The 12,462-nt window shown below is 74.6% G+C and carries 12 protein-coding genes; 5 read left to right on the forward strand and 7 right to left on the reverse strand.

What is annotated here, in order from left to right; all coding sequences use genetic code 11:
• Nucleotides 1-5: 5 nt before the first annotated feature.
• The 7 genes from ACPFP2_RS12820 to ACPFP2_RS12850 form a co-directional block, all read right to left on the reverse strand.
• Nucleotides 6-1,607, reverse strand: a complete 1,602-nt coding sequence (locus ACPFP2_RS12820; RefSeq protein ID WP_424089225.1) for an acyl-CoA carboxylase subunit beta — start codon at nucleotides 1,605-1,607, stop codon at nucleotides 6-8.
• Nucleotides 1,604-2,794, reverse strand: coding sequence for an acyl-CoA dehydrogenase family protein (locus ACPFP2_RS12825; protein WP_424089227.1), 1,191 nt, complete (start codon nucleotides 2,792-2,794; stop codon nucleotides 1,604-1,606). The genes ACPFP2_RS12820 and ACPFP2_RS12825 overlap by 4 nt, the downstream gene beginning before the upstream one ends.
• On the reverse strand, nucleotides 2,791-4,446 hold the full coding sequence (locus ACPFP2_RS12830) for an acyclic terpene utilization AtuA family protein (RefSeq protein ID WP_424089326.1): 1,656 nt from the start codon (nucleotides 4,444-4,446) through the stop codon (nucleotides 2,791-2,793). Before ACPFP2_RS12830 ends, ACPFP2_RS12825 begins: the two co-directional genes overlap by 4 nt.
• Before the next feature lie 65 nt (nucleotides 4,447-4,511).
• The gene (locus tag ACPFP2_RS12835) at nucleotides 4,512-5,315 is read right to left on the reverse strand and encodes a TIGR03084 family metal-binding protein (RefSeq protein WP_424089229.1); all 804 of its coding nucleotides are present in this window, start codon (nucleotides 5,313-5,315) and stop codon (nucleotides 4,512-4,514) included.
• A gap of 40 nt (nucleotides 5,316-5,355) precedes the next feature.
• Complete coding sequence (locus ACPFP2_RS12840) at nucleotides 5,356-6,033, reverse strand: TetR/AcrR family transcriptional regulator (RefSeq protein ID WP_424089231.1); 678 nt, start codon at nucleotides 6,031-6,033, stop codon at nucleotides 5,356-5,358.
• Between the two features lie 275 nt (nucleotides 6,034-6,308).
• Nucleotides 6,309-7,052 (reverse strand): metallophosphoesterase family protein, encoded by a 744-nt coding sequence (locus tag ACPFP2_RS12845; protein WP_424089233.1) that lies wholly within the window; start codon nucleotides 7,050-7,052, stop codon nucleotides 6,309-6,311.
• A gap of 294 nt (nucleotides 7,053-7,346) precedes the next feature.
• The gene (locus ACPFP2_RS12850) at nucleotides 7,347-8,024 is read right to left on the reverse strand and encodes a Crp/Fnr family transcriptional regulator (protein WP_088976469.1); all 678 of its coding nucleotides are present in this window, start codon (nucleotides 8,022-8,024) and stop codon (nucleotides 7,347-7,349) included.
• Between the two features lie 223 nt (nucleotides 8,025-8,247).
• Between ACPFP2_RS12850 and ACPFP2_RS12855 the strand changes: the two genes are divergently transcribed.
• From ACPFP2_RS12855 to ACPFP2_RS12875, 5 genes are all read left to right on the forward strand, one after another.
• Complete coding sequence (locus ACPFP2_RS12855) at nucleotides 8,248-8,913, forward strand: adenosylcobinamide amidohydrolase (protein ID WP_424089236.1); 666 nt, start codon at nucleotides 8,248-8,250, stop codon at nucleotides 8,911-8,913.
• 56 nt (nucleotides 8,914-8,969) lie between these two features.
• The gene (locus ACPFP2_RS12860; RefSeq protein WP_424089238.1) at nucleotides 8,970-10,133 is read left to right on the forward strand and encodes a CapA family protein; all 1,164 of its coding nucleotides are present in this window, start codon (nucleotides 8,970-8,972) and stop codon (nucleotides 10,131-10,133) included.
• 80 nt (nucleotides 10,134-10,213) lie between these two features.
• Complete coding sequence (nth, locus tag ACPFP2_RS12865) at nucleotides 10,214-11,002, forward strand: endonuclease III (RefSeq protein ID WP_424089240.1); 789 nt, start codon at nucleotides 10,214-10,216, stop codon at nucleotides 11,000-11,002.
• Entirely contained in the window at nucleotides 10,999-11,670 is a 672-nt protein-coding gene (locus ACPFP2_RS12870) for a TlpA family protein disulfide reductase (protein WP_424089242.1), read from the forward strand. Before nth ends, ACPFP2_RS12870 begins: the two co-directional genes overlap by 4 nt.
• Nucleotides 11,671-11,755: 85 nt before the next feature.
• A complete protein-coding gene (locus ACPFP2_RS12875; RefSeq protein ID WP_424089244.1) occupies nucleotides 11,756-12,454 on the forward strand; it encodes an NUDIX hydrolase in 699 nt (232 codons plus the stop codon).
• Nucleotides 12,455-12,462 lie beyond the last annotated feature (8 nt).

The following is a 12,462-nucleotide window of genomic DNA, read 5'->3' on the forward strand; positions in this document are numbered from 1 at the left end:
GCCCCTCACATCCGGAAGACGCCGAAGCCGTCGGCGCCCTTCACCGGTCCGTTGTGGATCGCCGACAGGCAGAGCCCGAGGACGGTACGGGTGTCCCGGGGATCGATCACCCCGTCGTCGTAGAGCCGGCCGGAGAGGAATAGCGCCCCGGACTGGGACTCGATCTGCTGCTCCACCATCATCCGCATGGCCGCGTCGGACTCCTCGTCAAAGGAGCGGCCCCGGGCGGCGGCGGCCTGCCGGGCGACGATGGAGAGCACCCCGGCGAGCTGCGCCGGCCCCATCACCGCCGACTTCGCGTTCGGCCAGGTGAACAGAAACCTCGGCTCGTACGCCCGGCCGCACATGCCGTAGTTGCCGGCCCCGTAGGAGGCGCCCAGGTTGACCGTCAGGTGCGGCACTGTGGAGTTCGCCACCGCGTTGATCATCAAAGCGCCGTGCTTGATGATGCCGCGCTGTTCGTACTCGGTGCCGACCATGTAGCCGGTGGTGTTCTGCAGGAAGATCAGCGGGGTGTCGGCGGCGTTGGCGAGTTGGATGAACTGGGCCGCCTTCTGCGCCTCCTCGCTGAACAGCACGCCCCGGGCGTTGGCCAGCACGCCGACCGGCCACCCGTGCAGCTCGCCCCAGCCGGTGACCAGCGCGCTGCCGTAGCCCGGCTTGAACTCGTCGAACTCGCTGCCGTCCAGCACCCGGGCCAGCACCTCGCGCGGGTCGAACGGCACCTTCAGGTCGGCGCTGGCGATGCCGAGCAGCTCCTCCGGGTCGTACTTCGGGGGCAGCGGGATCCGGTTGCGCGGCGGCGGCCCCTGCTTGCGCCAGTTGAGCCGGCGTACGCACTGCCGGGCCAGCCGGATGCCGTCCCGTTCGTCGGCGGCGAGGAAGTCCGCGAGGCCGGACTTCGTGGCGTGCATCGCCGCGCCGCCCAGCGACTCGTCGTCGGTGACCTCGCCGGTGGCCATCTTCACCAGCGGCGGACCGGCCAGGTAGACCTGCGACCGGTCCCGGATCATGATGGTGAAGTCCGACATCCCCGGCACGTACGCGCCGCCGGCGGTGGCGTTGCCGAAGACCACCGCGACCGTGGGGATCCTCGCCGCGGAGAGCCGGGTCAGGTCGCGGAACACCCGACCGCCGGGGATGAAGATCTCCGCCTGGGTGGGCAGGTCCGCCCCGGCCGACTCGACCAGGTTGACCATCGGCAGCCGGTTGGCCAGGGCGATCTCACCGGCCCGCCGGGTCTTCGCCAGCGACCACGGGTTGACCGCGCCGCCGCGTACCGTCGGGTCGTTGGCGACGACCAGGCACTCGACGCCCTCGACCACCCCGATGCCGGTGACCACGCTGGCCCCGACCGGGAAGTCGGTGCCGTACGCCGCGACCGGCGACAGCTCCAGGAACGGGCTGTCCTGGTCGAGCAGCAGCTCGATCCGCTCCCGGGGCAGCAACTTGCCGCGTCCGTGGTGCCGGGCCACGTACTTCTCCCCGCCTCCGGCGCGGGCCCGGTCGAGGGTGGCGTCCAGTTCGGCGAGGCGTTCCAGCAGGGCCTCCCGGTTGGCCCGGTACGCCGGCGAGGACGGGTCGATCGCGCTGTCGAGTGTGGTCACAGCCCCATGCCCTTCGCGATGATCTCGTTCATGATCTCGGTGGTGCCACCGCCGATGCCGAGGATCCGGGCATCGCGGTAGTGCCGTTCCACCTCCGCGTCCCGCAGGTAGCCGAAGCCGCCGTGCAGTTGCAGCGCCGCGTCCACCACGTGGTCGCAGGCGGCCACCGCGACGTTCTTCGCCATCGCCACCTCGGTGACCACCGGTTCGCCCGCGGCCACCCGGGCCGCCACGTCGTGCACGTACGCCCGGGCCGCCTCGGCGCGGGTGTGCAGCTCGGCCAGCCGGTGCCGGACGAGCTGACGACTCGCCAGCGGTCGGCCGAACGTGGACCGGTCCCGGCACCAGCGGGTGGCCAGCTCGACGCAGCGCTGCGCGGTCGCGTACGCCTGCGTGGCCAGCGAGAGCCGTTCGGCGGCGAAGTTCTGCATGATCGCCAGGAAGCCGGTGTCCTCCTCGCCGACCCGGTTCGCCACCGGCACCCGTACGTCGACGAAGGACAGCTCGGCGGTGTCGGAGCAGTGCCAGCCCAGCTTCTCCAGCCGCCGCCCGACCGTGAAGCCGGGCGTGTCCTTGTCGATCACCAGGAGGCTGAGCGAGCCGCTGCCGGGGAAGTCGGTGCAGACCGCGGTGGTCACGAAGTCGGCGCGGATCCCGCTGGTGATGTAGGTCTTCGACCCGTTCACCACGTAGTGGTCGCCGTCGCGTACGGCGGTGGTGCGGATCGCCGCGACGTCCGAGCCACCGTCCGGTTCGGTGATCGCCAGCGCTCCGATCATGGAGCCGGCCAGGGTGGGGCGGACGTACCGGTCGACGAGGTGGTTGCCGGCCGGGTCGCCGCCGCCCGGGCCACCGAGGCTGCCGCCGGTGCGGGCGCCGGCCGCGGCGACCATGTGCGGCAGCGCGATGCCGTGCGTGAAGAGCGCCGCGATCAGCCCGGACGAGCCACCGGACCGGATGATCTCCTCGGTGACGACGATCGAGTCGAGCAGGTCGCCGCCGCTGCCGCCGACCGACTCGGGGAAGCCGATGCCGAGCAGGCCGATCTTCGCGGCGGTGGCGTGCAGCGACCGGGGGACCTCACCGGCGCGTTCCCAGTCGTCCAGGTGCGGCAGCACCTCGCGGGTGACGAAGGACCGGGTGAGCTCGCGGAGCTGCCGCCGTTCCGGAGTGTCCACGATGGTCACGTCAGGTCCTCTCCTGGGGCGCTCCCGGGCCGCCCGGCGGGCAGGTCGGTGGGCAGGTCGACGAGGCGGGAGCGGAGCAGTTCACCGAGCGCCTTGGCCTGCGGGTCGAACCGGGTGGAGGCGGCCACCCCCTGCCCGAGCAGTCCACGGATCACGAAGTTGACCGCCCGCAGGTTCGGCAGCTCGTACCGCTCCACGGCCAGCGGCGCGGTCTTCGGCAGCAGCGCGGCCAGCCGTTCGACGGTCAGCCAGTCGCGCAGCCAGGCCCAGGTCGCGTCGGTGCGCGCCCAGACGCCGAGGTTGGCGTCGCCGCCCTTGTCCCCCGAGCGGGCCCCGACCAGCTCACCGAGCGGCCCACGCCGGGTCGGGCCGGCGTCCCGGGTCGGGTCGGCGTCGCGGGTCGGGTCGGGCGCGGTCGGGTCGGGCGGGAGGGGCGCCGTGCGGGCCGGCGGGGCGATCGACACCCGCTCACCGCCGGGCAGGACGGCGACGTGCGCGACGGCACCCTGGGGCACGGTATCGGCGGTGAACACGCCGTACGGGGTGGCGTCGCCGGGCAGGGTGGTCAGCGTGCAGCCCGGGTAGGAGGCCAGGGCCAGTTCCACCGCCGCCGCCGAGAAGGCCCGACCGGCCCGCGTCCTGTCACCGTCACGCAGGTGTACGTGCAGCAGCGCGCTCGCCGCCTCCGTGTCGGCGGCGTCCGGGTGGTCGGTACGGGCCAGGGTGAACTCCAGCCCCTCGGCGCCCACGGCCTCCTCGAGCTGGCCCCGGACCAGGGCCGCCTTGGCGGGGATGTCCAGCCCGCAGAGGACGAACGTCATCGAGTTGCGGAAGCCGCCCAGGTTGTTCACGCCGACCTTCAGGGTGGGCGGCGGGGGCGTGCCCCGGACCCCGGTGACGCGTACCCGGTCCGGGCCGTCCTGGCGCAACCGCACCGTGTCCAGCCGGGTCACCACGTCCGGCCCGAGGTACCCGGGCCCGGCCACCTCGTAGAGCAGTTGGGCGGTGACCGTCTCGACGGTGACCGCGCCGCCCGTGCCGGGGTGCTTGGTGAGCACCGACGAGCCGTCCGGGTGCAGCTCCGCGATCGGGAAGCCGGGCCGGTGTCCGCCGTCGGGCAGTTCGGTGAAGAAGCTGAAGTTGCCGCCGGTGACCTGCGCGCCGCACTCGACCAGATGCCCGGCGACGGTCGCCCCGGCCAGCGCGTCGAGGTCGTCGCGCCCCCACCCGAAGTGGGCGACGGCCGGGCCGACGACGAGGGAGGCGTCGGTGACCCGCCCGGTGACCACGACGTCCGCCCCACGGTCGAGGCAGGCCGCGATCCCGAACGCCCCCAGGTACGCGTTGGCGGTGAGCGCGTCCGGGCGGGCCAGGGCGTCGCCCTCGACGTACCCGATCCGCACGGTGAGGCCGAGCCGGTCGGCGAGCGCGCCGAGCGCGGCGGCCAGGCCGGCCGGGTTCAGGCCGCCGGCGTTGGTCACGATCTTCACGCCCCGGTCGAGCGCGGTGCCGAGGCAGCCTTCGAGCTGGCGCAGGAAGGTCTTCGCGTACCCGAGGGAGGAATCGCGCATCCGGTCCCGGCCGAGGATCAGCATGGTCAGCTCGGCCAGGTAGTCGCCGGTGAGCACGTCCAACTCGCCGCCGTCGAGCATCTCCCGCCAGGCGGCGGAGCGGTCGCCGTAGAAGCCGGAGGCGTTGCCGACCCGCAGCACGCCGGTCACGCCGGCGCTCCCGCCTCGCGGCCGGCGCCGGGTGCCCGGCCCGCGCCGGGCGGCCCGGCGAACGCCTGCGCCACGTCCAGCCAGGCGTCGGCCGTCGGGCCGGCGGCGACGAGGGCCAGGTCGGCGCGGTGCCGGCGTTGGGTGACCAGCAGGCAGAAGTCGAGCGCCGGGCCGGTCACCCGATCAGCCGCGTCCGCCGGCCCCAGGGCCCAGGTGCCTCCGTCGGGCGCGGTCAGCTCGACCCGGACCGGTGCCGTCGGCACCGCACGGCCGTGTGCGGCGAAGCTGTGCCCGAGGGTACGGAAGCCGAGGTACGCGACGTGCCGCAACCGGTCGGTCGGGGTACGGGTGACGCCGAGCGCGTCGGCGACGTCCTCGCCGTGCGCCCAGGTCTCCATGATGCGGGCGGTGGCCATCGAGGTGGCCGACATGCTGGTCCCGTACCAGGGCAGCTTCCGACCTGCCGGCACGGCGGCGAGGGTGCCGGCGAGCGCGGCGCGACCGGCCCGCCATCGGGCGAGCAGGTCGCCGGGCGGGGCCAGGAACTGCTCCGCCCCGTCGTCGACCAGCCGCCCCGGGTCCGGTGCCGAGGCGATCGAGGCGTAGAAGGCGTCGGCGTCGGTGGCGGCCAGGTGCGCCACGTGGTCGGTCCAGGCCAGGTGGGCGATCTGGTGGGCGACCGTCCACCCGGGGGCCGGTGTCGGTCGGTCCCACGCCGCCGGCGGCAGCGCCGCGACGAGCGCGTCGAGCTGCTCGGACTCGGCGGCCAGATCCGCGAGCAGTGCTGTCAGGTCGACCATGGTGCCTCCGGGCGGATCGGTGCCGGTCAGGGTGGGCGGGTCAGGGCCTGTCGTGCGCGGGCTCTCCGGGTGGGGACTCCGCCGCCGGTGGGTGCCGGTCGGGCGGGCCCGGGTCGGGAGTGAGCAGGGTGGCGAGCTGGCGCTTCCAGGTGTGCAGCAGGGCGGTGCGGCGGGCCGAGTCGTCGCTGAGCAGGTTGGCCACGCCCAGCCCGCGCAGCAGGTCGAGGGTGGCCTGCACGGCCTCCCGTACGCCGGGACGACGTTCGTCGACCCCGAGCAGCGCGACGGTGAGCCGGTGCATCTCCCGGCCGATCCGGGCCTCCAGCGGCACCAGGGCGTCGCGGAGTTCGGGGTCGGTGCGGGCGGCCACCCAGAGTTCGAGGGCGGCGACGAAGAGCGGCCCGGTGAAGGCGGCGCCGAGCAGGTCGATCACCCGGTCGAGCCGCTGCGGGCCGGCGGGCAGGGCCTCCGCCTCGCCGCGCAGCTCCGCCGCGCGCCGGTCCGCGAGGTGGACCACGGCGGCGGTGACCAGGGCCGCCTTGGTCGGGTAGTGGTGCAGTTGCGCCCCGCGCGAGACACCGGCCCGGGCCGCGACGACCGTGGTGGTGGTGCCGGACCAGCCATGTTCGACCAGGCAGTCGACGGTCGCCTCCAGCAGCCGGGTCTGGGTGGCGCGGCTGCGCTCCTGCTGAGGGACGCGGGTCGATGCGGTGGGCACGGGGACAGCGTGCTCCCCGCGAAACAAACAGTCAAGACTGACTTTTTTTTGGGTGGGTCGGCTCCGGTCGCGGTGGTGCCGGGGCGGGGACGGGTCGCCGGACGGAGCCTGGACGGGGCGCCGGTAGGGGCGGGGTGGGCTGTGCGGACGCTACAGACCTGATCGCATCAATGAATCACCACGGGCGATTCACCAACGCCATCAAGTCCGTAGCGTGCCCGAGAGGTACCGGCTGCCGGCGGCGCACCGGCCGCCCCGACCCCGGATTGGGCGGTTCAGCGGCCGTCGCGGGGGCCGAAGGCGGCCAGCGCGTCCAGGTCGCCGTGCCGGGAGCGCAGGTACTCGTCGGCCCAGTCGGCGGCCTCCGGGAAGTCCGACCCGGCGGCCACCCGGGCGCACGCCGCGTCCACGTCGAACCCGGTGCGCCGCAGCTGCACCCCCGGCCCGAGCAGCGCCCAGTACGCCCCCGGCCCGCCGTACGGCATGCCGACGCTGCCCGGGTTGACCACCAGGCGACGGTCCACCAGTCGGGTGAACGGCATGTGCGTGTGCCCGCAGACCACGGTGCGGACCTCGGCCGGCAGCCCCGCGAACACCTCGGACCAGCGTTCCGGCCGTGAGTCGACCAGCACGACCTCCTCGTCGTCGCGTGGGGTGGCGTGGCAGAAGAGCACGTCGCCGAGGCCGGCGACCGGCAGGGTGAGCGTCAGCGGCAGCGCGGCGAGGAGGGCCAGGTGGTCGTCCCGGAGCTGGGAGGCCGCCCAGTTGGACACCGCGATCGGCGAGGGCCGGCCGGCGCGCGCCCCGACCAGTTCCCGGTCGGCGTTGCCGCGTACCCAGCGGACCCGGTCGCCGAGCGAGACGAGCAGGTCCAGCACCTCGACCGGCTGCGGGCCGGCCGCGACGTCGCCGGTGAGCACGATCAGGTCGGCGGCGGCCACGTCCGGCTCGGCCAGGACGGCCTCCAGCGCGGGCAGCGCCCCGTGGACGTCGGAGAGTACGGCGACACGTTCGACCATCAGCACAGCGTGGGCGTGCCGTGCGCGGGCGTCCAGTGATTCTGCGCCGGGCAGATCGAGCCGGGGACGAGCAGCAGCCGCGGCGTGGTGGCGCGACCGGCCCGGACCGCGACCGGCCCGGACCGCGACCGGCCCGGACCGCGACCGGCCCGGACCGCGACCGGCCCGGACCGCGACCGGCCCGGACCGCGACCGGCCCGGACCGCGACCGGCCCGGACCGCGACCGGCCCGGACCGCGAGGCGGTCCGGGCCGGGATGAGCCGGTGGCCGGGGTGACCCGGCCGGGTGGGGCGTCAGACCCGCGCGCGGCGGGCGAGGCGCTCCGGGTCGAGGATGATGATGCTCTTGCCGTCCAGCCGCAGCCAGCCCCGCGAGGCGAAGTCGGCCAGCGCCTTGTTGACCGTCTCCCGGGAGGCGCCGACGAGCTGGGCGATCTCCTCCTGGGTCAGGTCGTGGGTCACCCGCAGGACGCCGCCGTCGCGGGTGCCGAAGCGGCCGGCCATCTGGAGCAGGTTCTTGGCGACCCGGCCCGGCACGTCCGTGAAGATCAGGTCGGCCAGCGAGTCGTTGGTCCGGCGCAGCCGGCGGGCCAGCACCCGCAGCAGCTGCTCGGCGATCTCGGGCCGGTTGTTCAGCCAGGGCCGCAGCGCCTGCTTGCGCAGCCGTACCAGTCGGGTGTCGGTCACCGCGGTGGCCGTCGCCGTACGCGGGCCGGGGTCGAAGAGCGACAGCTCACCGACCATGTCCGACGGGCCCATCACGGCGATCAGGTTCTGCCGGCCGTCGGCCGCCCGACGCCCCACCTTGATCTTGCCTGACAGGAGGATGTAGAGACTGTCGCCGGGCTCGCCCTCGTTGAACACGACCTCGCCCTTGCGGACGTCGATCGTCTCCATCTCCTTGGCGAGCGCCTCGGCAGCCTCCGGGTCGACACCCTGGAAGATCCCGCTGCGGGCCAGTACCTCGTCCATCGCGCACCTCCGGTTGCGCGTCGCCGTCCGTCGGCCGGGTCCGCCGTCCGCTTATCCCTCGCGCGCCGCCAAGTCTAAGTGCACGTGAGCACGAATCAGAGGTGCACCCCTGGAAACTTGATCGTTGGGCGTAACCTTCCCGCCCTGATGAGGGGCTAGGATCCCGCGTCCGGCCCCCGGGTGGTCACCGTTGGTCGCCACGGCGGGCCGTAGGGTGACCGACGTGCTGAGCGAGCCCGACCTGACCACCCGACCCGAGGACGGGTGGGACATCCCGCTGCTGGTGTGGCGTGCCGCGGCCCCGCTGCGGGCGGTCAGCTCCGGCCCGCTCGGCGGCGGGATCGGCGTACGGAACTGGATCGTGAACGCGACCGTGCCGATGTCGTACCACCGGGACGACCCGGCGGAGCACCTGGCCGCCCTCGCCGACCGGCTCGGCCTCGACGGGCCCGGGGTCGGCCTGCTCACCGGGGTGGACGTCGCCGAGGTGGTGCACCGGGTCGACACCGGCGTCCGGGTCTGGGCGACGGTCGGGCTGGGCACGCCCGTCCAGGCCGCCGCGCCGGCCCCGGCGACACCGGCCCAGCGGGTGGGCACGGTCAACATCGTGGTGTACGTCCCGGCGGCGCTCGGCGACGCCGCCCTGGTCAACGCCGTCGCCACCGCGACCGAGGCGAAGACGCAGGCGATCCGGGACCTGGGCCTGGCCGGCACCGGTACGCCCACCGACTCGGTGACCGTGCTCTGCCCCGCCGACGGGCCGGCGGAGCCCTACGGCGGGCCGCGCTCCACCTGGGGCGCGCCGCTGGCCCGGGCGGTGCACGCCGCCGTCCGCGACGGCGGCGCCGTGCCGTGCGTGCCGTGGTCCGACCGGCGGGCGGCCGAGTGACATTCCGTCCGATCGGCCGTCGTCGCGCTGTCGAGCTGCGGGTAGGGTCGCCAGCGATGTCCGCTTCCGCGCCCCCCAGGGTCCGCCGTCGTGCCGCGCTCGCCGCCGGCACGCTCCTCGCCGTGCTCCTCGCCACCGGCTGCAACGGATCCGAGGAGGACGTCGCGGTCTGGCAGCCGGGCGGCGGTGCAGGCACGAGCGGGTCGCCCGTCCCGTCGGACGGCAGCGCGGCCCAGGACGGCACGACGGACGAGGCGATCTCGCTCTCCGCGACCGGCGACATCATCATGGGCAACGCCCCCTCCCGGCTCCCGGCGAACGGCGGCAAGGGCTTCTTCGACGAGATCTCCGACGCGCTCGACGCCGACCTGGTGATGGGCAACCTGGAGGAGCCGCTGACCGAGGACACCGGCAGCGGCAAGTGCGGCGCGAACTCCACCGCCTGCTACCAGTTCCGGGCCCCGTCCAGCTACGCCGCGCACCTCAAGGACGCCGGCTTCGAGCTGCTCAACCAGGCCAACAACCACGGGTACGACTACGGGCCGCAGGGCTACGAGAACACCCGGAAGGCGCTGGAGGCGCAGGGCCTGAAGCACACCGGCGCGCCGGACCAGATCACCGTCGTCGAGGTCAAGGGCGTCAAGGTGGCGGTGGCCGGCTTCTCGTCGTACCCGTGGTCGAACAGCCTGACCGACATCGACGCCGCGACGGCGGTCGTGGAGAAGGCCGCCACCATGGCCGACATCGTCGTCGTGCAGGTGCACATGGGCGCCGAGGGCGCCGACAAGACCCGGGTGAGACCCGGCACCGAGTTGTTCTACGGCGAGAACCGGGGCGACCCGGTGAAGTTCTCCCACGCCGTGATCGAGGCCGGCGCGGATTTGGTCGTCGGGCACGGCCCGCACGTGCTGCGCGGGATGGAGTTCCACCAGGGCCGGCTGATCGCGTACAGCCTCGGCAACTTCGCCGGCGGCGGCCGGTCGCTGAACCCCAGCGGCCGACTGGGCTGGGGCGGTGTGCTCAAGGTGTCGCTCAAGCCGGACGGCAGCTTCGCCGGCGGCTCGTTCACCTCCACCCGGATGAACTCGGTCGGCAAGCCGACGATGGACTCGGCCGACCAGGGCCTCGGCCTGATCAAGCAGCTCAGCCGCAGCGACTTCCCGCGCACCGGCGCGCGCTTCGACGCCGACGGGAAGATCAGCGCCCCGCAGGCCGACTGACCGGCCGCGGCCGCACCGCGAGCCGGAACGGCGGGCGTGGGCCCGGCGGGTGGTCGTACCGGCGACGTAGGCTGGCCGGCGTGACCATCAGCTCCCCCGTACGGGCCGAGACCGACCTCGGCCGCACCCGGCGCGCCCGGCGGATCGGCCGGGCGCTGACCGAGGCGCACCCCGACGCGCACTGTGAACTCGACCACTCCGACGCCCTGGAGCTGGCCGTCGCCACGATCCTCTCGGCGCAGTGCACCGACAAGAAGGTCAACGAGGTCACCCCGAAGCTCTTCGCCCGCTACCGCGACGCCGCCGACTACGCCGGGGCCGACCGGGCGGAGCTGGAGGAGCTGATCCGGCCGACCGGCTTCTACCGCAACAAGACCGACTCCCTGATCAAGCTCGGTCAGGCACTGGTCGAACGGTACGACGGCCGGGTCCCCGGCCGGCTGGCCGACCTGGTGACCCTGCCCGGGATCGGCCGCAAGACCGCCAACGTCATCCTCGGCAACGCCTTCGACGTCCCCGGGATCACCGTCGACACCCACTTCCAGCGGCTGGTGCAGCGCTGGCGGCTCACCGCCCAGACCGACCCGGTGAAGATCGAGCACGAGATCGGGGCGCTCTTCCCGAAGCGGGAGTGGACCATGCTCTCGCACCGGATCATCTTCCACGGCCGGCGCGTCTGCCACGCCCGAAAGCCGGCCTGCGGCGCCTGCACCCTGGCGAAGCCCTGCCCGTCGTACGGCACCGGGCCGGTCGAGCCGGCCGCCGCCGCGAAGCTGCTCAAGGGCCCCCGCGCCCGGGACCTGGCGGCCGCCGCCGGCCTCGACCCGGAGCTGGTGCCGCAGCAGGCCGTCGTCGCGGAGGCGCCGTGAACCGGCGACTCGCCGCGCTGCTCGTCCCGGTGCTGCTGGCCGTGGCCGGCTGCACCGCCACCGGGCCGGAGCGGCAGACCACCTCGGCCGGGCGGGCGGAACGTCCGTCGCCGTTCGCCGACTGCGCCGCGTTGACCCGCGCCCCGGGCCCGTCCGGCTCCGCCGCGCCGGCGGGGTCGTCCGGGTCCGCGTCCGGCCCCGCCCCGACCGCGTCCGCCGCCGCGCCGACCCCGACCGCCGGTGGACCGCTCCTGCCCGAGCTGACCCTCAACTGCTTCACCGGCGGCGCGCCGGTGGCCCTGCGCGACGTGCGCGGCCCCGCCGTGGTGAACCTCTGGGCCTCCTGGTGCCCGCCGTGCCGCAAGGAGCTCCCGGCCTTCCAGCGCCTCAGTGAGCGGGCGGCGGGCCGGCTCCAGGTGCTCGGCGTCAACAGCCGGGACACCCGTACCGCCGCCCAGTCGATCGGCGAGGACTTCGGCATCCGCTTCCCCGTCCTGTTCGACCAGGGTGAGGCGCTGCAACGGGAGTTGGGGCGCAACGCCCTCCCGCTCACCCTGCTGGTCGACGCCGAGGGCCGGGTGGTCCACGTCGACGCCAGCGGGGCCCTCGACGACGCCCGCCTCGCCGCGCTGGTGCAGCGGCACCTCGGCCTGGCGGTGCCGGCGTGAGCGGCACGAGCACCGCCGCGCGGGGTGCCGCGGACCGGGCGTCGCAGGGACCACGGGCCGCCGGCTCGGGTCCGGAGGTGCGCCGATGACCCGCCGCCCGCCCACCTGGATCGACCCGCTGCTCGGCCGGCTCGGCACCGCCCGCGCCGAGGACTTCACCCGGCTCACCACCCCCGAGGAGGGCGGCCGGGAGAGCGCGGTGCTGGTGCTGCTCGGCGAGGAGCCGGGCGTCGGGCCGGACGTGCTGGTCCTCCAGCGCGCCTTCACGCTGCGCAACCACGCCGGCCAGCCGGCCTTCCCGGGCGGCGCGGCCGACCCGGAGGACGCCGACGCGCCGGCCACCGCCCTGCGGGAGGCGAACGAGGAGGTCGGCCTCGACCCGTCCAGTGTCACCGTCCTCGCCGAACTGCCCCGGCTCTGGATCCCGGTCAGCGACTTCGTGGTCACCCCGGTGCTGGCCTGGTGGCACACCCCGCACCCGGTGCACCCGCGGGAACCGGCCGAGGTCGCGCACGTCGCCCGGCTGCCGGTCGCGGAACTGGTCGACCCGGAGAACCGGATGCGGGTACGCCACCCCAGCGGCTGGATCGGTCCGGCCTTCTCCGTCCGGGGCATGCTGGTCTGGGGGTTCACCGCCGGGGTGCTCGCCACCCTGCTGGAGATGGGGGGCTGGGCCCGGCCGTGGCCCCGGGACCGGGTGCTGGACCTGCCGCCCACCGGAGCCGCCCCGGCCCCCTCGGCCGGCACCGACGAGGTCGACGAGATGGCCGGCCCGCTGACCTGACCGTCACG

Origin of the sequence: Micromonospora citrea, assembly GCF_049629545.1 — a bacterium.
Classification (GTDB): domain Bacteria; phylum Actinomycetota; class Actinomycetes; order Mycobacteriales; family Micromonosporaceae; genus Micromonospora; species Micromonospora citrea_A.

What these genes read in the sequence shown, in the direction of transcription:
- ACPFP2_RS12830 (WP_424089326.1), bottom strand. Translation starts at nt 4,446, where the DNA reads ATGCTCGACGGCGGCGAGTTGGACGTGCTCACCGGCGACTACCTGGCC.
- ACPFP2_RS12835 (WP_424089229.1), bottom strand. Translation starts at nt 5,315, where the DNA reads ATGGTCGACCTGACAGCACTGCTCGCGGATCTGGCCGCCGAGTCCGAG.
- ACPFP2_RS12845 (WP_424089233.1), bottom strand. Translation starts at nt 7,052, where the DNA reads ATGGTCGAACGTGTCGCCGTACTCTCCGACGTCCACGGGGCGCTGCCC.
- ACPFP2_RS12850 (WP_088976469.1), bottom strand. Translation starts at nt 8,024, where the DNA reads ATGGACGAGGTACTGGCCCGCAGCGGGATCTTCCAGGGTGTCGACCCG.
- ACPFP2_RS12860 (WP_424089238.1), top strand. Translation starts at nt 8,970, where the DNA reads ATGTCCGCTTCCGCGCCCCCCAGGGTCCGCCGTCGTGCCGCGCTCGCC.
- ACPFP2_RS12875 (WP_424089244.1), top strand. Translation starts at nt 11,756, where the DNA reads ATGACCCGCCGCCCGCCCACCTGGATCGACCCGCTGCTCGGCCGGCTC.